Below are 20,569 nucleotides of genomic sequence, written 5' to 3' on the forward strand. Positions count from 1 at the left end.
CGAGTATTACTAGTTGCAATAAGACAACAGGTTAGTAATCGCGTTCGAAAGATGCTTTTGACGGTGATAAATCAAATATAGCGTTCTTTCTAAATGAAGTTCGTCTATTTTTAATTCGACTAGAGAGCCATTTTCTAATTGCTCTTCGATCACTCGGCGTGATAAACAGCTTATGCCTATCCCGTAACGCACTGCATGTTTAATCGCTTCTGAATTACCTAGCTCCATTAAAATATGAAAGCCGGGAAGATGTGCAAATAATAGTTGGTCAAGGACATCCCGCGTACCTGACCCCCTTTCACGCAAAATCCAAGGCGCATCACGCAAATCCTTTAAAGAGATATTTTTATTCGCTAATGGATTTTGAGGTGAAACAAAAATAACGAGTTCATCTTTTAACCATGCTTTAGAAATTAACTCAGGGCTATGGCAAACACCTTCAATTAACCCAACGTCCGCTCGAAACTCCATAACGGATTTAATGATTTCTTCTGTGTTACTGATAAAAAGCTCTAAAGGTATATCCGGGTGATCATGACGATAACCCGCTAAGACTTCTGGCAAAATATAATTACCAATCGTCGTACTGGCAGCAAGACGCACAGCTCCCATCTCTTTTTTAAATAATTGCTCGACCTCTAACCCTTGCTCTAATAATGCTAACGCTTTGGGATAAAGCAGCCTTCCGTGCTCATTTGTAACAAGTCGTTTACCCACACGGTCAAATAATTGAACGCCTAATTGGCCTTCTAAATCCGTTAGGGATGCGCTGACAGCTGATTGTGAAAGCGCTAATAACTGAGATGCCTGCGTCGTGGAGCCACTTTTTAATACTTCCGTAAAAACCTCAAGTTGCCTAAGTGTAATTCGCATAAAGGTAAGCCCCAACGTGATTTTTAGTATTTGTAATAATAATGTTAATAGTAACGATTTATTCGTAATATTCCAGAAGAAACTTATAATCTGTTTTAGTGGTAGATAATATAAAGACAATCAATTTAAATTATTATTGATTTTGATATATCCTTATTACTAAATCTTATAAGCGGTAATAAAGAGCATCATCATGAATAAAAGTGACACCAACACCCTTGAGCAGAACAGTCAGAACCCTATATTAAAACTCATACCAGGTATTATTCTAGCGGGTATTCTAACTGCTATTGCAATTTACCTCGGTGACCAACCCTGGTTTATGGATATCGGTTTAGGTGCATTAACCCTCGCAATATTATTAGGAATTATTGTAGGGAATACTTTTTATCCCGTAGCCAGTCAATCTTGTGATGCAGGCATTAAATTTGCCAAACACTATTTCCTACGCGCTGGTATTATCTTGTATGGTTTTCGCCTTACTTTCCAGCAGATCACAGACGTCGGAGCCACTGGCGTCATTATCGATGCTTTAACATTAACATCGACATTCTTACTAGCGTATTGGCTAGGTAAAAAAGTGTTCGGTCTTGATGAAGAAACAACACTATTAATTGGTGCAGGCAGTAGTATTTGTGGTGCAGCTGCAGTCATGGCAACCGAACCTGTGATTAAGGCCTCAGCGAGTAAAGTCGCGGTTGCCGTTTCAACGGTGGTTATCTTTGGTACGATTTGTATCTTTGTTTACCCTTGGATTTACCAATTAAATGCGCACTTCGGCTGGTTTCCAGCAACAGAAGAAACTTTTGGGATTTATATCGGTTCAACCGTGCATGAAGTTGCACAGGTTGTTGCAGCAGGCCACACCATTGGGACTGACGCAGAGAATGCCTCTGTCATTGCCAAAATGATCCGTGTCATGATGCTTGCGCCTTTTCTCATTATCTTATCGGCTTTCTTAAGCCGTAAAACAGCGGCTAACCAAACAACCAATAGCCCAAAAAGCAAAATTACTATTCCTTGGTTCGCTGTATTCTTTATTGTTGTTGCAGGTTTTAACTCACTCAACCTACTGCCTCAAGTATTAGTGCAACAAATCATTGCGTTAGATACAATTTTACTCGCAATGGCAATGGTGGCTTTAGGGCTAACGACCCATGTGAGTGCTATTCGCCAAGCGGGTATTAAACCCTTGTTAATGGCGCTGATACTGTTTGTTTGGTTGATAGTCGGTGGACTTTTGATTAACTTACTGATTCAAAGTATTTTTTAAACTATATTCCCCTCATTTTTAGCCACCTCACTTGGTGGCTTTTTTGTTGATTTCATTTATTTGCTCATTAATGGCATACTCCAAGAAAAAGGAGTCAAAAATGAAATATATTGGAGCACATGTCAGCGCCTCAGGTGGCGTTGACCAAGCCGTTATTCGCGCACATGAAATCAATGCAACCGCTTTTGCATTATTCACAAAAAATCAGCGCCAATGGAAAGCCGCACCGTTAAGCGAAGACGTTATTAAAAAATTTAAAGATAACTGCAAAAAATATGGGTACGGCAAGCATCAAATCCTTCCTCATGACAGCTATTTGATCAATCTAGGTCACCCCGAATTTGAAGCTTTAGAAAAATCTCGTGTCGCTTTTATCGATGAGATGCAACGCTGCGAACAATTAGGTATTGATTTACTTAACTTTCACCCAGGTAGTCATTTAAAGAAAATTGAAGTTGACGATTGTTTAGCGCGGATTGCTGAATCTATTAATATTGCCCTTGCTGAAACTGAAGGAGTGACTGCCGTGATTGAAAATACGGCTGGCCAAGGGACTAACTTGGGCTTTGACTTTACACATCTCGCCAAAATTATTGATGGCGTGAAAGATAAAAGCCGTGTCGGTGTTTGTATCGATACTTGCCATGCTTTTGCCGCAGGTTATGACCTACGCACGGCCGAAGATTGTGACAAAACATTCGGCCAATTTGCAGAGATTGTCGGGTTTGAATTTCTAAAAGGAATGCACCTAAATGATGCTAAAAGTGAATTTGCCAGCCGCGTTGACCGCCACCATAGTTTAGGTGAAGGAAACATAGGCTTTGCGCCATTTACTTACATTATGCAAGATAACCGCTTTGATGGTATCCCATTGATTTTAGAAACCGTTAACCCCGATATTTGGCCGCAAGAAATTGCATGGCTCAAAGCACAACAAAATAGCTAATTATTTACTTTCTAATAACCAAAACCCCCTGCATTTATCATGTGGGGGTTTTGGTTGAAACTAACGCACTATAACGATTTCATTTCAATTTTAGCCATCATATCCGCTAATTTGTTTCTATTTTTTAAACCGACATCTGGCTGAGAAACTGATAGCGCGGAAATCGCTGTCGCCATACGTAACGTGTGCTCACTGGATTCACCATTCAGTAACCCATACGCTAACCCTGCCACCATGGAATCACCAGCACCAACCGTGCTTATCACTTCACAATGGGGTGGTTTTGCAAGCCAAGAGCCCGACGCATTAACCCAAAGAGCCCCTTCTTCCCCTAACGATATGACCACATGGGAAATCCCTTTATCTCTTAATTCATGCGCTGCGGTCACGACATCTTGTAAATCGGGAAGTTTTCGGCCAACCCAACTTTCTAACTCATGACGATTAGGTTTTACTAACCATGGAGATGCTTTTAAACCGGCCTTCAACGCTTCCCGGCTACTATCAAAAATAATACATGGGCATAATTGGCGAAGGCGAGTCATCCAGCGAGTAAATTCTTCTGGGTCAATCCCCCTCGGTAAACTTCCGCTCACCACAACCATATCGAAATGGCCTAACCAGTTGAGCGACTCTGTCGAGAAACGGTTCCAATCTTCTTTACTAACTTCAAAACCTGAAAAATTGAAATCAGTCGATTCCCCGTTATTTTCAGTGAGTTTCACGTTAATTCGTGTACGCCCTGGCACCATACTAAAGCGATTAGCCATACCATTTTCACTGAAAAAATGTTGGAATTCTTCTTGGTTATCCTTTCCCATAAAACCACTAACGGTGATATCAATACCTAAGTCACGGAGCACTTTTGCGACATTGACACCTTTACCACCCGCATTGAGGCTAGCGGTTTTGACTAAATTGACTTCACCAACTTCGATAGTAGAGCATAAGCCCACAAGGTCGTAAGCAGGATTTAATGTAATTGTAGCAACCCGGCGAGTCATAACCACTAATCTCCCTTATCATGATTATCGTGTCTTTAAATTTAATTATAGTTATAACATTAAAGCATATTGTTTTCAGTGATATTTGTACTTTTTCCTGCTTGTTTTTCTACACGATTATGTCAGGATCAGCGCGCTAAAAAATAAAACAATAAGGAGAAGATATGTCTGAGCCTACCAACGTCGTCGTGGGTGTCGGTGTTCTAATCACGAACAAACATGGGCAAATTTTAATGGGTAAACGCAGCAGTAAACATGCGCCCTATTGGTCTATTTTCGGAGGCCACGTTGACCCAGGTGAGTCTTTTGAAAATTGTGCCATTCGCGAAATAAAAGAAGAAATTGGTATTGATATCCAAGCCCCCACCGTTTTTGGCATCAGCAATAATTTACAAACTTATCAACAAGAAGGTAAACATACGGTTTCTATTTGTATGCATGTTGAATATAGCGGTGATGTTGAGCCTCGAATTATGGAAGCAGATAAATGTGAAAACTTAATGTGGGTTTCCCCTGATAATCTCCCAGAACCCCATTTTGAAGCGAGCCGCAATGCGGTTGACCTCTGGTTAACACACCGTTTCTACCACCACAGCGCCTAATTAACCGAAACGTACAAACCTCTTCGTTTTGTGCGTTTATTGTCCATCTCTTTCTAATTACTCATTTTTCCCTAATTTATTCAATTTGCCATATTTACAATACCTCACACTTACCGTATCATTTAGCTAGTACAGTGAAACATAATATTTAGGAGCCACCATGGCTATTGATGGAACAACCCAACAAAAAAATCCTTCTATATTGGGAGGTGCTATGATCATCGCCGGTACTGCAGTCGGTGCTGGTATGTTTTCTATTCCTATGGTGACTTCTGGCGTATGGTTCACAGGTTCCGTCATTCTGTTAATTTATACCTTTATTTGTATGTTACTTTCTGGGTTAATGATTTTAGAAGCTAATATGAATTACCCTGCGGGTGCTAGTTTCCATACAATGGTAAAGGATTTATTAGGTTCAACTTGGAATTCAATTAACGGCTTATCCGTTACTTTTGTGCTTTATATACTCACTTATGCCTATATTTCTGCGGGCAGCTCTATCATCGCAGCAAACCTGTCAGAAAAAATACAGATACCACAAGCGGGTGCAGGCTTTGTTTTTGCTTTCATTGTTGCTTTTTTTGTATGGCTTTCTACGCGTGCTGTCGACAGGTTAAGCACCATTTTAATTGGCGGGATGGTAATCACCTTTATCATGTCAATCGGTGGGATGGTTTCCACTGCATCGCCCGCGATTTTATTTAACCAAACTGAGCAAAGCGAAAGCCAATACCTCCCCTATGCCTTAGCCGCATTACCTTATTTATTAACCTCTTTTGGTTATCATGGTAATGTGCCTGGATTAGTAAAATATTATAATAAAGATAGCCGTAGTGTTGTTAAGAGCCTCGTCTATGGTGCCACAATCACTGTTGTTATCTATATTTTATGGCAGTACGCTATTCAAGGAAATATTCCAAGAACGTCATTTATTGAGATCAGAGAAAACGGCAATAATATTGATGCATTACTGGCTCAAATGAATATTTCCACCCAAAGTAGTTTTATCTCTCAATTTTTGAACCTGTTTTCGTACATGGCTCTAGCCAGCTCTTTCTTAGGCGTGTCTTTAGGGTTATTTGATTTTATTGCTGACTTTTTCAAATTTGAAGATAATAAGTTTGGCCGTCTTAAATCTGTCGCAGTCACATTTTTACCACCAACAATTCTCGCGTTAATTTTCCCTAATGGGTTTATTTATGCGATTGGTTTTGCCGGGTTGGCTGCCACTATTTGGGCTGTTATTGTCCCTGCATTGATGGCAAGAGCCAGTCGTAAACGTTATCCAAATAACAGCTATAGAGCACCAGGAGGAAGCTTTATCATTGGCTTCGTGATCCTTTTTGGTTTAGTTAATGCGGTGGCTCATTTATTGTCATTGTCTGGCTTACTTCCTATCTACTAATCATTTCAGTATGAATATAGCCCACGGGTTATATTCATACTTATTGCCTTATCCAAGAACTGTATTATCTAAAATTGTATTTTCCAAAAATTTTTCACCGAAAATTGACTTTAGCATCTTGCCTAATTCCTTATCTGCGAGTAATTTTGTCGCACTCTTTTTGACAACCCCAAAGAAGGTTATTTATGGCCAAGGCCAATGAAATCAAACGTGGTTTTGCAATAAACTACAATGGCAAATTATTACTTGTAAAAGACATTGATATTCAAGCACCTAGTGCTCGTGGTGCGAGTACATTATATAAAATGCGTTTTACTGATATCAAAACTGGCCAGAAAGTTGAAGAGCGTTTCAAAGGCGATGATATTTTAGACACAATTTCACTTACGCGTCGTGGCGTCAGTTTTTCTTATATTGATGGTGATGAATATGTCTTTATGGATAATGAAGACTACACGCCTTATATTTTCAAAAAAGCTGATATTGAAGAAGAATTACTTTTTATTCCTGAAGAAGGGTTACCAGGAATGCAAGTGTTAACGATGGATGGGCAAGTTCTGGCTTTAGAGTTACCACAAACGGTTGATATGGCCATTATAGAGACAACACCTGCGATTAAAGGAGCGTCTGCCAGCGCACGAACTAAACCGGCAACAATGTCGACAGGGCTAACCATTCAAGTTCCTGAGTATCTAACTAGCGGCGAAAAAATTCGTATTCATATCGCTGAGCGCCGTTATATGGGCCGTTGCGATTAATTTTTACTTTTAATTTTGCAAAAATAATGCTTTATATGCCTATGAGTTTATTGTTCATAGGCATATGCCATTGCAATTAAACATTGCTCCCTCATCCCATCTTCGTTTGCTACATTCAATTATTGGTTATCTCAAAATTAATCGTATTTAATCGTATAAATCCCTAACGTTTTATCTTTATTAATCCAGTTAAATTGCTGAGTACCTTTTTGATTTGGAAGCAACATTTCTTGATTTTTTAGTTTTCGAATATCTGCAGATGCGGTTTCCAATTTGCCGTTATCACTCCAACATTTAGTTTCAACCTTATTCGCATTCGCTTCGACAACACAAGGTGATGCAACAATAGCTCCAGTAAATCGAATAACGGCGGTATTACTCCGTCTCGCCTCACTGTTTTCAGAGGCGAAAATTGAAAAACTTGTACTTAATGTCGCTACCGCTAAAAAAGTCATTACTATTTTTTTTACTGAGCTATTCATGATGAAATCCCCTTCTAAAATTATGTTATCGTCACTTTCTGTCATTTATTTACAGTTAAAGTATTTAATTTGGCTGAATTGCCGGAGAACGACATACTAATTCCAAAAGGAAATTAAAAATTTAATTTATAGTCGTAGTTTTTTATTTTTCCTTTTAATTATTTATCCAAATAAAATAAACGACTTGCATCACACTTAATTAACCACACAAAATGCAACACTTTATAAATAGTATCTATTAGCATTGGTTGTATAATTTATAAAAAACGTCGCAATATCATTTTAGGCTTATCCTATAATTCATTAAAAATAGTATGTATCGCCATGAATAAAAAACTAGATAAAAAAATTTCATTACCCGTTAGCAACTTGATCGCATCAGGCCGCCAGCGCGCTTGTTATCAGCATCCTGACTATCATGACCTATGTATAAAAGTTCATTTAAATGGGAGAGATGACAAAGAAACCTTAAGAGAGATCCGCTATTACAAGCGCTTATATAGAAAAAACTTCACGACAAAAACAATTTCTCATTACTATGGCACCCAACAAACTGATCAGGGGCTGGGGTATGTATTCCAATTAATCAAAGATAAAACAGGAAATGTTTCACATACTTTAGATTATTACCTAAAAAATAAACAACTTTTTTTAAAACATAAAAAAAATATGAAAGTTGCTTACGAGCAATTTAAAAAGAATATATATAAAGAAGCTATCACCACGATGGCGCTAAAAACGTATAATATCGTTTACCAACTAGGTTATAAACCTTATGGCCAGTTTTTTATTATTGATAACCTGGGGTCCGCTAACTTAATCCCCATTGATTATTTTTCAACTAAAATAGCCCGTTCCACACTAAATCGTCGGTTTACCGATTTCGAACAACGGCTATATCGTGACTATAATATTAAGGTATAGCGCACATACTCTGACTTATACTTTACCTTCACCATTAGTATCTGGTTATATTGATTTATTGTTAGCATAGATTATCTCACATTATCTGATACCAGTATCACACAAAAAATAGGATTAACGAAAACACTGATATACATACAGTATTTTTGTTTTTTTGAGTATTTTTTCTCCTAATAGTGTTTTTTTAAGACAAATTAAACTATTCATTTTTTTCATAAATAAACCTTCGTTAAATATAAATTTAGACTTCTTTACATTTCGGGTTTGAAAAGGACTTAATTATGTAATTACACTGAAATATTACACAATAAAACGTGATTTAGATCATAGTTTATTAGTGATAAACACCCGTTCTGTAAGTGAATATACCTCATTGTAGACGACCATCACATAACCCAATGGCAAATAGGCTCTTTTATCTAATGTTTTGTAAATTTCCCCCCTATTAACTCGCCATTTTGCTTTTGTTTATGTATGCTCTTAAAGGTTTGATTTGGTACTAATGCGATACCGAATCTTCTAGGTAAAGAATGTTTTAGTAAATTTAGTAAATATTGATATATATCCTATACTCAATAAGTCATTAAATATGATTAATACATTCGAAGTTTGGTAGTGCTGCAATAAACACTTTCTGCGAAAAACACACTTTTCTGATTTGTAATGCGTTTTTCACAGGGATAGGTTTAGTTTTTTTGTGTCTTTTTACACAATAAGTACTAGAAAAATGGTAAGGGATATATATAAGAATGTTAACGTCTGAAAAACTTAAGCGCTATGCTTGGCGCATTGTTCCGGCAATTGCCATTGCCGTGACGCTCACAGCATGTACCACCCCAAAGTCAGCTAAGAATACACAATATACCGCTAAATCAGATACCCGTATGCTAAACGGTTCTGCTGGCGATTCGTTGACGATGGCATCTCAAGATGAATTCGAAGAGTTAGTACAAAGTGTTGATACTAAGTCTAAAATAATGGACCAATACGCAAGCTGGAAAGGTGTAGCTTATCGCCTTGGTGGCACAACAAAGAAAGGTGTCGATTGCTCAAGTTTCGTTCAGCGCACATTCTTTGAACAATTTGGTGTAGAGCTTCCACGCACAACATCTGAGCAAGAATCCTCCGGGAAAAGCGTAAAACGCAATAACCTAAAAGTCGGTGATATTGTTTTATTTAAAACAGGCCGCACGATGAAGCATGTTGGTATCTATATTGGTGATGAAAAATTTGTTCATGCATCAACCAGTAGTGGTGTTATCGTTTCTGAAATGACTAACTCTTACTGGAGCAAAAGATATTACGCAAGTAGACGCATTATCAACGGTTCATAAATTTTTGTAGTACCCTATATCCCCTTTCCAATAAAAAAGCTTCCATTTGATGGAAGCTTTTTTATTGGAAATCTTTACTGACTAAATTTAGTGGTAGTCATCCGATTTTAAATCAAAAATAACTCAGTCACCAAATTCCACCTCATGATGATACTCATCCAAAAAAACAGTTTTAAATATAGAGCCAAATAAAATCAGTAAGCAAAAACAGTAATAAACAGTCGAGCCATCATTACTAAACAAAGATTAAAACATACTCAAAGCTAAGCACTATAAAAACCAGAAGAAAGTTCTGCTATAGCAACACCTGAAGCTTTTAAACGGCACATAGCGGCTAACTCATCATTAGCATGAATGAATAGGCAAATTTCTTTCTGCCACTCTAAGATCGCATTAGCAATCTGCATGTCTGATAATGATTCAGACAATTGCTGCATTGCAATACAGTCTGTCGCACAGTCATGGCTAAGCAGTTTCAGCCCCACAAGCTTATCGCTATCGACATCATTCATAGGCACAACTTCAACATCGGTACCTTTTTTGCCTGATAACCAGCGGTAGCTTTGCGGTAGCCTGTGCACCACCGAAAGACCTAATTTTTCCACAAACATATCCTATTGAAACATTTTAGTATTTTGCCAAGTATTGATATTTACTTTCTTACTTGACCTAACACGGGCTTAAGCCAATCATTCATCGTTCAAACCGAACTTTTAGTTATCTAAAAAGTGACATTAATGTTAAATAATGAACCATAAATATAACATTAAAAAAACAAAATGTCGTTAAATTTTTGTGACACAAATCATTGCATATTCATTTTAATAGTAAATACATTAAAATTTAAACTATTTTTGATCTTTGCGCTCAACATCCTGCTCAAAACACTTAACTTTTGTTTACATTTCTGAAATGAAAATAGTAAAAAATAGTTTATTTTTGAAATTAAACAAAATTTTTATTAATCAATAATGTTGCAATGTACATTAAATCATAAAACATAAATTTAACAAATCTAACCATAATGATAGTTGATTTAGATCATTTTTCAGCAAATATTTTAACTACCCTGTGTTACTATTCGGTTTTGTCGAGTGATAATCCTTTATCCCTTATAGATAAAATGAATGATATGGAAAAGTAACTAGAAAAAGCTTTATTTGATTAGAGATATAAAGAGGAGAATTATGTGTTTTCAGCTTCATCCTTGAAACTTGAAAACATACGACTTACTTTGTTTTTTTTGCCAATAATACAAATAACATTGAAAAAGCGACACAAGCGACCATAGAACCCACCATTGGCCATGCGCTCTGGGCGGGTATTAGCGATAATAATGTTCCAACAAGTGCCCCTATCGAAAACCTTATTGTTCCTGCCAATGAAGAAACCGTTCCTGCAATATGTGGATAATTATCTAAGATCACGGCCATTGCATTCGACGTGATCATCGCTATACCACTAACATAAATGGCAACGCCGATTACCAGTGTCCAAAAATCTAGCGCAAAGGCTGTTGTCACTAGCAACCACACCCCCATTACAAATTGAATAATAATACCAAAATAAAGCATTTTTTCGGCACCAAAATGCCTAACATAGCGGCTATTTATTGTCGTCATAATAAATAGGAATATGATATTGATACCAAAATAGTAGCCAAAATTCTGTGGAGACACCCCGTTCAAATCAATATATACAAAAGCGCCTGCATTTAAGAATGAAAACATCCCTGCAAAGGAAAATGAACTCGCTAATATGTAGAACAGTACCTGTCTTGCCCTAAATAAAGTAGCAAACTGCCTTAATGTTGTACCAATATGAAACTTCTGCCTTTTAGCTACGGGTAATGTTTCTCGCACAAAACAGCTCACTAAAACGACAGCGATAACCGCGGCAATGGCGATGCTCCAAAAAATTGCATGCCATGAGAACCAGCGCATTAGCTCCCCCCCTAAAATAGGGGCTAACAACGGCGCTACTGTCATCACTAATACAACGAAGGACATACTTCTTGAAAATTCATCACGAGTAAACATATCCCGCATAAGTGCGTTAATCACAACACTTGCAGCGGCAGCAGCAAAACCATGTAAGAAACGTAACCAAATCAGTGAATCAATCGATTCCGTGATAGCACAGGCCGCTGATGCGATGGCAAAAACGACGACCCCACCTAAAATAACAGGTTTACGCCCGATGCTATCTGCCATCGGACCATAGAATAATTGCCCTATAGCAAAACCAAAAATGTAGCTATTGAGCGTCATCTGAATGCGCCCTTCATCTACATTAAAATAATGCATCATCGTCGGAAAGCTTGGTAGGTACATATCGATAGCCAATGGCATTAGCATCGATAATAAACCTAGAATTAATATCAGCCCCAAATAGGATGAACGCTGCTGTTGCACTCTTTAAACTCCTGCTGTTTTTTTACGTGGTACATTAATACTATTGATCTCTTCTTCCGTCAGTGGGCGGTATTCTCCTGGTTCAAGTGTCTCATCTAGCCAAATTTCGCCAACGCGTTCACGATGCAGCCCACAAACATGGTTCCCTACCGCAGCAAACATGCGTTTTACTTGATGATAGCGTCCTTCACTAATCGTCAATCGGACATCTCTAGGGCTAATAATTTCCAGTTTCGCTGGTTTAGTTGGGTGTTTTTCCCCGTTAAGCATGACCCCCAGAGCAAACTGTTCGGCAACATCATTGGCAATATCGTCACTTAATTGAACTCGGTATGTTTTTTCACAATGATGCTTCGGTGAAGTAATGCGATGTGACCATTGGCCATCATCAGTCAATAACACCAAACCTGTTGTATCGATATCTAAACGCCCTGCTGAATGCAGTTTTTGTGCGAGAGGCTCATCGATAAAAAACAGGATCGTGGGATGTGTTGGGTCATCTGTGGAGCAAATATAGCCTTGTGGTTTATGTAACATAAAATAACGCGGCCCTGTAACTTGCACGAGGACATTACCATCATAAGCGACTTCATGGTCAATCGTAACTTGAAAAGCACCTGATTTAACGATTTCATCGTCAACGGTTACAAGCCCTGCACGCAGTTCTCGCGCTACCAAACTTCGGCTTATCCCTAATTGCTGGGACAAAAATTTATCCAGTCGCATAGATTCTCTTAACTTGATGGAATGTCAGTGAAGCGTACAATAACGCTCAACTGTCAGAATAATATAGAGTGAAAGGGTGTTGTGATTGTTATCACATTATTCATTATAACAATAACCCCTGTGAAGTGATAGCTTCACCTAAGCAGCTGACATCTTTAGACAGACTCATCGTTTTAAATTAAATTTAACGTCATTCACCTGATTTAATTACATAATACTGAATAATATGCCTTTTATTTTACGCCCTTATCAACAAGAAGCTGTCGATGCGACAGTGAGTTATTTCCGTAAGCAGACTCACCCGGCTGTGATTGTCTTGCCTACTGGCGCAGGTAAAAGCTTAGTGATTGCCGAATTGGCCCGACTCGCTCGAGGACGAGTGCTGGTATTAGCTCATGTGAAAGAGTTAGTTGAACAGAACCATGCTAAGTACCTCGCATATGGCCTGCAAGCTGATATTTTTGCTGCGGGACTGAATCGCAAAGAGTCTCAAAGCAAAGTGGTTTTCGGCAGTGTGCAATCCGTTGCTCGCAATCTAAAAGCATTTGATGCACATTTTTCCCTAGTGATTATTGATGAGTGCCATCGCATAAGTTTGAATGATAAAAGCCAATATCAACAAATTATTCAAGCTTTACAGGTAAATAACCCTTCATTGCGTATTTTAGGCTTAACAGCCACCCCCTATCGCCTCAACAGTGGCTGGATTTACCAATATCATTACCATGGCATGGTACGCGGTGATGAAAATTGTTTTTTCCGTGAGTGCATCTATGAGTTACCGCTACATTATATGATTAAAAACAAGTTTTTAGTCCCGCCTGAACGGCTTGACATGCCTGTTTTACAATATGATTTCAGCCAGGTTTCACTCACATCATCAGGTATTTTTAACGAACAAGAACTTAATTTATCGTTAAAAAAGCAACAACGCATTACGCCTAAAATTATTGAGCAAGTTATTGAATACGCTGCTCCGTTGCAAGGCTGCATGATCTTTGCTGCAACGGTCGAACATGCAAAAGAAATTTTGGGCTATTTACCTCAGGGGCGCGCCGCATTAGTGACAGCTGAAACCCCAGCGGCTGATAGGCAATCAATTATTACGCAGTTTAAAAACAAAGCACTACATTATTTAGTTAACGTTTCAGTGTTAACAACTGGGTTTGATGCACCCCATGTTGATGTGATTGCTATTTTGCGACCAACAGAGTCAGTGAGTTTATACCAGCAAATTGTTGGCCGAGGATTACGCCTTTCTGAGGGCAAAACACGCTGTTTAATCTTAGATTATGCAGGAAATCCACACGACCTATTTCGGCCTGAAGTGGGCTCAAGTAAACCGAATTCAACCAGTGTGCCGGTACAAGTTTTTTGCCCATTGTGCCAATTTGCGAATGTTTTTTGGGGGAAATGTACCTCTGATGGCCAAATTATTGAACACTTTGGTCGGCGCTGCCAAGGCTGGGAAGAAGACGAAAATGGGCAAAAACAGCAATGTGAATTCCGCTTTCGCTTCAAGCAATGTCCACACTGTGGCGCTGAAAACGATATAGCCGCTCGCCGCTGCCAAAAATGCCAAGAAGTGCTAACCGACCCTGACGATATGTTAAAAGCCGCATTAAAACTTAAAGATGCATTAATCATTCGTTGCGGGGGAATGCAATTTATCACAGGGAATGATGCCAAAGGCGAATGGATTAAAATCAATTATTATGATGAAGATGGAACCTCTGTTTCAGAACGTTTTCGCCTAGCGACGCCCGCACAAAAACGCGTTTTCGAATACCGTTTTTTACGAGAACATCAACGTGCCCCAGGGGTCCCATTTAAGTGGAATAATGCAAATGATATATTATTGCAGCAGTCTTTGTTACGTTATCCCCAATTTATTGTCGCTCGCAAAAAAGAACGTTTTTGGGAAATTCGCGAGAAAATCTTCGATTATCAAGGGCGTTTTCGCGTTGCAGATCCCCTATCGTAGAGCGAAGATGATCATAATGATTGCTGGATGACGGATTTTTCGTTAAAATGCCGCCCGCCTTCCGATATCTTGTTCTCTGAATGAAGTATCCCTAGGCCAAATCTCGAACCTGCTGCTGGGTCGCCTGTAGCAGGAATTTATATTTTCTTTTTATAGAGAAATAGTAATGTTAACTATCAATGCAATTGAACGTAAAGAGCAGGGTAAGGGTGCGAGCCGCCGCCTGCGCAGAGATAACCAGCTTCCAGCTATCGTTTACGGTGGCAACCAAGAAGCTATCTCTGTAACTCTTAACCACGATGAAATCATCAACCAAGAAAGCAAAGCAGAATTTTACGAAGTTCTGAATCTGGTTATCGATGGTAAAGAAACAAAAGTAAAAGTTCAGGCTGTTCAACGTCACCCATTTAAGCCAAAAGTGACGCACATTGACTTCCTGCGCGCTTAATTAAAGCCCACAGCCGAGCTTTAGAATTTTCGGGACGCCGAGTAAATAACGCCGCAATTGCGGCGTTATTTATTTCTAGCTATTCAACACCATAATCTATTTCGTGCCACGGCGTTGTAATTGGTCTCGCAGATTAGGTGGTGTGCCACGAATGGTTAACGTATCAGTGACAGGATCCCAAAAGATACGCTCCCCCATAAGCATCGCATCAAAGCTAATCGTGATCCCTCCGCCACTTCCTGAAAACTTCGTTAATTGCTTTAATGTTCCTCTATCAGCAGGGAAACTTTCCTCAAGTTGGTAATCATTTTGACGAGCGAAATCGTCAAAACTTTGCTCTTCCACCATTGGTAACTCTTTCGCCAATGCTTCCAACTCAATTTCTTCACCTGACTGTAATTGCTCCGTGCAATAACTGTGAACTTGCTGGCGATAAGCTTGACGCGTGTTTTTATCCATCTGAGCATTGTCACAAAAATCATCCAGTGCTTGAACTAAGCCTTTATTTTGAACTTTTGCATTTAGCCCTTCGGACGCAGCTAAAAAATCCATAAAGAAGTCAGAGACTTTTCGTCCTACTCTACCTTTTAAGAACGTTAAATACCGTTTTGACTCAGGATTGGTTTCCCATTCGGTTAAATCAATACGAGCGACAATATCCGCATGAGGAATATCTAAATAGTGTGTCGTGCCTAAATCTAATGATTCCGTGACAAACATGCTGTCACAACTATTGAGCACTGCAATTAATAGGTATTCGACTGCGAGGTAGCGGTATTGACAAAAAAGAACGACGCCCCCTTCAGCAAAAGGGTATTTGGCTAGTTCATCTTTCAAGCGAACGGTCATCGCACGGCTGAAACCTAAGAATTCTTCTTCGCCCTTACGCAATAACTTTAACGCATCAGCAAGTTCACTTTCTTCGTTAAACTCACCAAATGCTTTACTTTTAGCACTATAGACGCGATGTAGCTCTGCCATCATGTCTTGTACGACACCATCTGCTGTCAATAAAGAATCCCGCAACATCACCTCGAGGGTTTGTTCATCTCTTTTAATTAACTGGTGTAACGCTATCTGGTTAATTTCCAGACTCATTGTTGGCTCCTTCGAAATAGCAGAAATAATGTTGCGCGTATTCAAACATTGATATTATTCCTCTGCAATAGAAACTATCATTTGCACAAATTTTAACCCACACTGCTGAACTTATGCACACTTTACGAATCTTAATTAGCATTATTATCACTTAAACAAAAATTTGTTGCGAAGAAAGAAGAAAAACCAACTGTGATACGCTATGATATGTAGCTTTCATTAATTTAGGATCTCTTAATTTATGCCACAATCATCTCGCTATAGTGATGAAAAAGTTGAAGGTTTACTTTCTGACCTTGTTAGTGTGTTAGAAAAAAACCACACCCCTGTTGACCTTTCCCTTATGGTGTTAGGTAATATGGTCACGAATCTGCTGAATACGTCAGTTGCACCTGCACAACGTAAAATGATTGCAGAATCATTCGCAAATGCATTACTTTCTTCTGTTAAAGAAGATAAATCACACTAATTGATTAATGAAATAAACAGTATGGTCACCCACCTGCGCTACCGTGACAAAGTCTCTAACATGATTGGTTGGGGGCACTGGTTTGCACTATTCAATATACTGCTTAGCCTTGTGTTAAGTAGTAGCTATCTGTTTATTTTTGATTGGCCAGACACCCTAACTGGCCGAGTTTATGCTTTCGTCAGTTGGTTAGGTCATTTTAGCTTCGTGGTCTTTGCAGCCTACTTACTCATTATTTTTCCACTGACCTTTATTGTCATGTCTCAGCGGTTGCTGAGGCTACTTTCTGTTGCCCTCGCGACTGCAGGGATAACTCTTTTAATTTTTGATATCCGTGTTTTTAGCCAGTTTGGCTTGCATCTAACCCCACAGGTATGGGATTTAGTCATTAACCCTACAAAAGGCGAGATGGCTCGTGAATGGCAGCTGATGTTTATCAGTATCCCCATTATCTTTCTTGTTGAAATGTTATTTGCAACTTGGAGTTGGCAAAAACTGCGCAGCTTAAGCCGGCAAACCTTTGGTAAACCGCTTGCGGGTATTTTTATTGTGACTTTTATCATGTCACACCTGATGTATGCGTGGGCCGATGCGAACTTTTACCGCCCTATCACGATGCAGCGTTATAATTACCCATTATCACAACCAATGACTGCGCGGAAACTTCTTGATAGATACGGCTTATTGGATTTAACAGAACATCAAAATCGTGTCTTCCAGCAAGGTAGTCCGACTGCCCTTAAATTAAATTACCCATTAAAACCATTAAGCTATTATGATCAGGGTTCAGGTTATAATTTATTATTATTAGTGATTGATGACCTCGGTAATAAGTCTCAACAAGACTCGATGGATGCTCTGAATGAGTTTAAATCAATCAGCACACAGTTTACCAACCATTATACAACTGGTTTACGTAACGATACCGCCTTGTTTGGCCTATTCTATGGTATCTCATCGACTTACTTTGATAATATTCTTAATGGCCGCCATCCATCAAGTCTGATTGAAGCTCTTCAGCATCAAGGGTATCAGTTCGGTTTATTCTCAACAGATGGCTTTAACTCTCCATTATTCAGGCAAGCTATTTTAGCCGATTACTCTTTGCCTGCCACAACTGCCGATAACGATAGTTTGACTGTTTCTCAATGGAATAATTGGTTAGGTAATCTGAAAAATGGGTCGCCTTGGTTCTCATTCCTTAACATTACAGGTACGCCAGGCAGTGCAAAAACCAACGAGCAGATCAAGCGTGTGATGGCGACATTACAACGTGAGAACCGGTTAGAAAATACCATTGTTATTGTCACTGCCAATTACAATAATCAAGGTAAATCAGAGAACGAATGGTTAGACGGCAAACACTTTAATCGAGATAAGATGCAAGTGCCTCTATTTATTTACTGGCCGAATACTCCTGCACAACAAATAGATAAACTGACTAGTCATCAAGATGTAATGACCACGCTAATGCAACGGCTGTTACACGTCAGTAACCCACCTGATGATTACAGCCAAGGTGAAGATTTATTTAGTGTTAAACGTACTTACCCATGGGTGATCACCGGCGATAACGACGATGTTGTGATTACCACTGACAATGCCACCCTTTATATGGATCAAAATGGTCAGTTTAATATCTATGATAAACAAGGGGCTATCGAGAAAAATGAAAAACCTGATTTGGCTGAGTTATTGAAGATCTTTACTGAATTAAAGCGTTTTAATGAAAATTAAATGCTTAAATATCAACCAGTCGCATCATGCGTCTATTGCTTTTAGAAACAAATTGGGTAGTATAAATCAAAGTTCGGCATGTAGCGCAGCTTGGTAGCGCACCGTCATGGGGTGTCGGGGGTCGTAGGTTCAAATCCTATCATGCCGACCAACTTTTTATAGAGAAACCAACCTGTTACGGTTGGTTTTTTTATACCACCAAAAATATGGTGAAAATCAAAACCAAAGCTGTGAGTTAGGTTCTTTCTACATGAAAATTCAAGGTGACCTATGGAAGTATAAAATTCCTCTCTTTTATGGCCAGTGCAACTTTTTTGTATGTAAGGACTTAACAGATAAAGGAATGAATAACGAAGCAAACATTCTTTGCATGTCAAAGAAAATGACTCAAGCATATGTAAACAATCTATCAGAAAATGATTTATCCTTGATTGCTATATCCTTTCTTAATGCTGTTAACGTATTTCAAACAATAGATTTATGGTCATCTCAAAATTTGAAAATGCTTAATGCTGCAATTGCTGATTTACGTAATATATATACAACTGGTTTGATTGTTCTGACTAGTAAAATGTTAAGTAAAACTATTGGAAATATAAATTCAACAATACTTCCACGGTTAGGCTATTCCATGAAAATAGGTAAGATAACGCTACAAAAAATAATTTGTACCACTTATCAAACTCACGAGAAAAGGCATCATGTGTTAACACAGATACGAGCATGATCCACACCAATCCTTAGTTGAATTATCAAAATCTCATTTTAGTATTTTATGTATTATCACTATTAATAATAGACTAGCTGGAAACGAAAACAATGTTACAAATGAAATTAACACACTGGTATCCAGCAGTTCATTAATAACTGCTCTTAATTGTATTGTAGTCATATTATCTGACCATGACTGCTCCATTTGGTATTTTTGGTTAATAGCCATTCCTGCATTCAATAAAAACAATATAACGTAATTTGCTACAATAATACCAAGCGTTAATCCCCACTTTATGAATAATTTAGTTCCCATTTATTTGTTCCCCGTAAAGTAATTGCCCAATTATCCCCATTGTTTCCTCCCCAGAAAAATCTGTATTATATCCAATAATAGATGCTGCACCTGATGCGGCTTCAAACAATGTTCTCGATTTACTTTTTTCCATAGGTGTAACACCTGTGACATTTGGATACTGCTCTTTGAATAACCCTGTTACTTCTATAACAACAAGAGAAGATAAATCTTGTTTCTTACCAACCATGTAATCCTCTAAAGATGCGGGAACCACAAAAGATTCCTGACCAGTTACAATATATCTGGCTAACGAATAACCCGAACGAACAGATGATAATTCCTTTTCAAAAACCTTTGAGCCTCCTGCTTTTATTGCATTTACTGTTTGTGTTGTACAATTACTCGTTGATAAATCGTAAATGTTTATTGTGTGCCCGTACTTTTTAGTTGCCTCGCCCACATTAGGGGATAACCCAACAGGGGAAGAGCCTCCACTCCACAATGCCATAAAGTGAGCTTCTACTTGCTGTATATTGGCATCATTTACAGCAAAAACTCGAGCATTCATTTTGTATAGCTCATGTCGGTAATAATTTCTTGCATCCTCACCTATAAGGCGAATTAAGATACCGTCCCCCACGATGCCAAGAGTACCAGTCCGACCGAATCTACCATAAGTATAAACTGTTATTTGGTTATTTTTATGTAATGAAACATACGAGTGCCCAGAGCCTACTCTTTCTGTCCACACATAAACCCCATCAGGAATAAGATTATCTAAAGCCGTGCATTCACCTATGATATTAGAAGGAATAAAAGCGGCGTGACACGGACACGTTGAATAACTTTTGCGGGTATCAGCAGCTGGTTGCCCCCCAATTAAATGAGTAAAATCTCCCCCTACTATTTCATACCTTCCTGCATGAACACCACATGTAACTTTATTACCTTGAACGGCTTGTCGCTTAAAATTAATACCACCCCGATGTGCTAATGCACTCCCCTCTAATACTCTTCCACCGCATGTAGTCCTATCCCCCTCTAGCACTTTGAATGACATCACCATAAATCACCTCAATAAAA

General features: G+C 38.7%; 21 protein-coding genes and 1 tRNA gene. 13 read left to right on the forward strand and 9 right to left on the reverse strand.

What is annotated here, in order from left to right; all coding sequences use genetic code 11:
• Positions 1-9 precede the first annotated feature (9 nt).
• Positions 10-873, reverse strand: coding sequence for a DNA-binding transcriptional regulator YeiE (gene yieE / locus M1E86_RS11175; protein ID WP_125891229.1), 864 nt, complete (start codon positions 871-873; stop codon positions 10-12).
• A gap of 193 nt (positions 874-1,066) precedes the next feature.
• On the opposite strand from yieE, the gene M1E86_RS11180 reads away from it, so the two are divergent.
• Entirely contained in the window at positions 1,067-2,146 is a 1,080-nt protein-coding gene (locus tag M1E86_RS11180) for a YeiH family putative sulfate export transporter (RefSeq protein WP_213912571.1), read from the forward strand.
• 100 nt (positions 2,147-2,246) lie between these two features.
• Positions 2,247-3,092: a deoxyribonuclease IV gene (gene nfo, locus M1E86_RS11185; RefSeq protein WP_125891231.1), complete on the forward strand. Its 846-nt coding sequence runs from the start codon at positions 2,247-2,249 to the stop codon at positions 3,090-3,092.
• A 68-nt stretch (positions 3,093-3,160) separates the two neighbouring features.
• On the opposite strand, the gene fruK is transcribed toward nfo, so the two are convergent.
• Positions 3,161-4,096, reverse strand: coding sequence for a 1-phosphofructokinase (fruK, locus tag M1E86_RS11190; RefSeq protein WP_213912831.1), 936 nt, complete (start codon positions 4,094-4,096; stop codon positions 3,161-3,163).
• A 164-nt stretch (positions 4,097-4,260) separates the two neighbouring features.
• On the opposite strand from fruK, the gene M1E86_RS11195 reads away from it, so the two are divergent.
• The 3 genes from M1E86_RS11195 to yeiP all read left to right on the forward strand — a co-directional run bounded on the left by M1E86_RS11195 (position 4,261) and on the right by yeiP (position 6,861).
• On the forward strand, positions 4,261-4,698 hold the full coding sequence (locus tag M1E86_RS11195) for a nucleotide triphosphate diphosphatase NUDT15 (RefSeq protein ID WP_125891232.1): 438 nt from the start codon (positions 4,261-4,263) through the stop codon (positions 4,696-4,698).
• A gap of 160 nt (positions 4,699-4,858) precedes the next feature.
• The gene (gene mtr / locus M1E86_RS11200; RefSeq protein ID WP_140172547.1) at positions 4,859-6,103 is read left to right on the forward strand and encodes a tryptophan permease; all 1,245 of its coding nucleotides are present in this window, start codon (positions 4,859-4,861) and stop codon (positions 6,101-6,103) included.
• A gap of 185 nt (positions 6,104-6,288) precedes the next feature.
• Positions 6,289-6,861, forward strand: a complete 573-nt coding sequence (gene yeiP / locus M1E86_RS11205; RefSeq protein ID WP_125891234.1) for an elongation factor P-like protein YeiP — start codon at positions 6,289-6,291, stop codon at positions 6,859-6,861.
• A 137-nt stretch (positions 6,862-6,998) separates the two neighbouring features.
• Here the strand turns inward: yeiP and M1E86_RS11210 are convergent, their stop codons facing one another.
• Positions 6,999-7,343: a hypothetical protein gene (locus M1E86_RS11210; RefSeq protein ID WP_125891235.1), complete on the reverse strand. Its 345-nt coding sequence runs from the start codon at positions 7,341-7,343 to the stop codon at positions 6,999-7,001.
• A 324-nt stretch (positions 7,344-7,667) separates the two neighbouring features.
• On the opposite strand from M1E86_RS11210, the gene M1E86_RS11215 reads away from it, so the two are divergent.
• Positions 7,668-8,267, forward strand: a complete 600-nt coding sequence (locus M1E86_RS11215) for a YrbL family protein (protein ID WP_213912570.1) — start codon at positions 7,668-7,670, stop codon at positions 8,265-8,267.
• A 749-nt stretch (positions 8,268-9,016) separates the two neighbouring features.
• A complete protein-coding gene (gene mepS / locus M1E86_RS11220) occupies positions 9,017-9,601 on the forward strand; it encodes a bifunctional murein DD-endopeptidase/murein LD-carboxypeptidase (RefSeq protein ID WP_102137694.1) in 585 nt (194 codons plus the stop codon).
• 263 nt (positions 9,602-9,864) lie between these two features.
• Here mepS and M1E86_RS11225 read toward each other — a convergent pair whose 3' ends face one another.
• From M1E86_RS11225 to rsuA, 3 genes are all read right to left on the reverse strand, one after another.
• A complete protein-coding gene (locus tag M1E86_RS11225; RefSeq protein ID WP_102137693.1) occupies positions 9,865-10,206 on the reverse strand; it encodes a hypothetical protein in 342 nt (113 codons plus the stop codon).
• A 624-nt stretch (positions 10,207-10,830) separates the two neighbouring features.
• The gene (locus tag M1E86_RS11230; protein WP_213912569.1) at positions 10,831-12,015 is read right to left on the reverse strand and encodes a Bcr/CflA family multidrug efflux MFS transporter; all 1,185 of its coding nucleotides are present in this window, start codon (positions 12,013-12,015) and stop codon (positions 10,831-10,833) included.
• A gap of 3 nt (positions 12,016-12,018) precedes the next feature.
• Positions 12,019-12,741 (reverse strand): 16S rRNA pseudouridine(516) synthase RsuA, encoded by a 723-nt coding sequence (gene rsuA, locus M1E86_RS11235; RefSeq protein ID WP_125891238.1) that lies wholly within the window; start codon positions 12,739-12,741, stop codon positions 12,019-12,021.
• Between the two features lie 226 nt (positions 12,742-12,967).
• On the opposite strand from rsuA, the gene M1E86_RS11240 reads away from it, so the two are divergent.
• Both M1E86_RS11240 and rplY read left to right on the forward strand, forming a co-directional pair.
• Positions 12,968-14,725: a DEAD/DEAH box helicase gene (locus M1E86_RS11240; RefSeq protein ID WP_213912568.1), complete on the forward strand. Its 1,758-nt coding sequence runs from the start codon at positions 12,968-12,970 to the stop codon at positions 14,723-14,725.
• 166 nt (positions 14,726-14,891) lie between these two features.
• Complete coding sequence (gene rplY, locus M1E86_RS11245; RefSeq protein WP_004260060.1) at positions 14,892-15,173, forward strand: 50S ribosomal protein L25; 282 nt, start codon at positions 14,892-14,894, stop codon at positions 15,171-15,173.
• Positions 15,174-15,269: 96 nt separating this feature from the next.
• On the opposite strand, the gene yejK is transcribed toward rplY, so the two are convergent.
• On the reverse strand, positions 15,270-16,271 hold the full coding sequence (gene yejK / locus M1E86_RS11250; protein ID WP_125891240.1) for a nucleoid-associated protein YejK: 1,002 nt from the start codon (positions 16,269-16,271) through the stop codon (positions 15,270-15,272).
• A 241-nt stretch (positions 16,272-16,512) separates the two neighbouring features.
• Here yejK and M1E86_RS11255 point away from each other — a divergent pair, with 241 nt between their 5' ends.
• The 4 genes from M1E86_RS11255 (at position 16,513) to M1E86_RS11270 (ending at position 19,204) form a co-directional block, all read left to right on the forward strand.
• The gene (locus M1E86_RS11255; protein WP_047755730.1) at positions 16,513-16,740 is read left to right on the forward strand and encodes a YejL family protein; all 228 of its coding nucleotides are present in this window, start codon (positions 16,513-16,515) and stop codon (positions 16,738-16,740) included.
• A 21-nt stretch (positions 16,741-16,761) separates the two neighbouring features.
• On the forward strand, positions 16,762-18,477 hold the full coding sequence (gene yejM / locus M1E86_RS11260; RefSeq protein WP_213912567.1) for an LPS biosynthesis-modulating metalloenzyme YejM: 1,716 nt from the start codon (positions 16,762-16,764) through the stop codon (positions 18,475-18,477).
• A 74-nt stretch (positions 18,478-18,551) separates the two neighbouring features.
• Positions 18,552-18,628, forward strand: a tRNA-Pro gene (locus M1E86_RS11265).
• A gap of 99 nt (positions 18,629-18,727) precedes the next feature.
• On the forward strand, positions 18,728-19,204 hold the full coding sequence (locus M1E86_RS11270) for a hypothetical protein (protein ID WP_213912566.1): 477 nt from the start codon (positions 18,728-18,730) through the stop codon (positions 19,202-19,204).
• Positions 19,205-19,237: 33 nt separating this feature from the next.
• On the opposite strand, the gene M1E86_RS11275 is transcribed toward M1E86_RS11270, so the two are convergent.
• The gene (locus tag M1E86_RS11275; RefSeq protein WP_213912565.1) at positions 19,238-19,504 is read right to left on the reverse strand and encodes a hypothetical protein; all 267 of its coding nucleotides are present in this window, start codon (positions 19,502-19,504) and stop codon (positions 19,238-19,240) included.
• Entirely contained in the window at positions 19,494-20,546 is a 1,053-nt protein-coding gene (locus tag M1E86_RS11280) for a PAAR domain-containing protein (protein WP_213912564.1), read from the reverse strand. Before M1E86_RS11280 ends, M1E86_RS11275 begins: the two co-directional genes overlap by 11 nt.
• Positions 20,547-20,569 lie beyond the last annotated feature (23 nt).

This window comes from Providencia sp. PROV200 (assembly GCF_049901995.1).
Taxonomy (GTDB): domain Bacteria; phylum Pseudomonadota; class Gammaproteobacteria; order Enterobacterales; family Enterobacteriaceae; genus Providencia; species Providencia rettgeri_E.

What these genes read in the sequence shown, in the direction of transcription:
- yieE (WP_125891229.1), bottom strand. Translation starts at nt 873, where the DNA reads ATGCGAATTACACTTAGGCAACTTGAGGTTTTTACGGAAGTATTAAAA.
- M1E86_RS11180 (WP_213912571.1), top strand. Translation starts at nt 1,067, where the DNA reads ATGAATAAAAGTGACACCAACACCCTTGAGCAGAACAGTCAGAACCCT.
- nfo (WP_125891231.1), top strand. Translation starts at nt 2,247, where the DNA reads ATGAAATATATTGGAGCACATGTCAGCGCCTCAGGTGGCGTTGACCAA.
- fruK (WP_213912831.1), bottom strand. Translation starts at nt 4,096, where the DNA reads ATGACTCGCCGGGTTGCTACAATTACATTAAATCCTGCTTACGACCTT.
- M1E86_RS11195 (WP_125891232.1), top strand. Translation starts at nt 4,261, where the DNA reads ATGTCTGAGCCTACCAACGTCGTCGTGGGTGTCGGTGTTCTAATCACG.
- mtr (WP_140172547.1), top strand. Translation starts at nt 4,859, where the DNA reads ATGGCTATTGATGGAACAACCCAACAAAAAAATCCTTCTATATTGGGA.
- yeiP (WP_125891234.1), top strand. Translation starts at nt 6,289, where the DNA reads ATGGCCAAGGCCAATGAAATCAAACGTGGTTTTGCAATAAACTACAAT.
- M1E86_RS11210 (WP_125891235.1), bottom strand. Translation starts at nt 7,343, where the DNA reads ATGAATAGCTCAGTAAAAAAAATAGTAATGACTTTTTTAGCGGTAGCG.
- M1E86_RS11215 (WP_213912570.1), top strand. Translation starts at nt 7,668, where the DNA reads ATGAATAAAAAACTAGATAAAAAAATTTCATTACCCGTTAGCAACTTG.
- mepS (WP_102137694.1), top strand. Translation starts at nt 9,017, where the DNA reads ATGTTAACGTCTGAAAAACTTAAGCGCTATGCTTGGCGCATTGTTCCG.
- rsuA (WP_125891238.1), bottom strand. Translation starts at nt 12,741, where the DNA reads ATGCGACTGGATAAATTTTTGTCCCAGCAATTAGGGATAAGCCGAAGT.
- M1E86_RS11240 (WP_213912568.1), top strand. Translation starts at nt 12,968, where the DNA reads ATGCCTTTTATTTTACGCCCTTATCAACAAGAAGCTGTCGATGCGACA.
- rplY (WP_004260060.1), top strand. Translation starts at nt 14,892, where the DNA reads ATGTTAACTATCAATGCAATTGAACGTAAAGAGCAGGGTAAGGGTGCG.
- yejK (WP_125891240.1), bottom strand. Translation starts at nt 16,271, where the DNA reads ATGAGTCTGGAAATTAACCAGATAGCGTTACACCAGTTAATTAAAAGA.
- M1E86_RS11255 (WP_047755730.1), top strand. Translation starts at nt 16,513, where the DNA reads ATGCCACAATCATCTCGCTATAGTGATGAAAAAGTTGAAGGTTTACTT.
- yejM (WP_213912567.1), top strand. Translation starts at nt 16,762, where the DNA reads ATGGTCACCCACCTGCGCTACCGTGACAAAGTCTCTAACATGATTGGT.
- M1E86_RS11270 (WP_213912566.1), top strand. Translation starts at nt 18,728, where the DNA reads ATGAAAATTCAAGGTGACCTATGGAAGTATAAAATTCCTCTCTTTTAT.
- M1E86_RS11275 (WP_213912565.1), bottom strand. Translation starts at nt 19,504, where the DNA reads ATGGGAACTAAATTATTCATAAAGTGGGGATTAACGCTTGGTATTATT.
- M1E86_RS11280 (WP_213912564.1), bottom strand. Translation starts at nt 20,546, where the DNA reads ATGTCATTCAAAGTGCTAGAGGGGGATAGGACTACATGCGGTGGAAGA.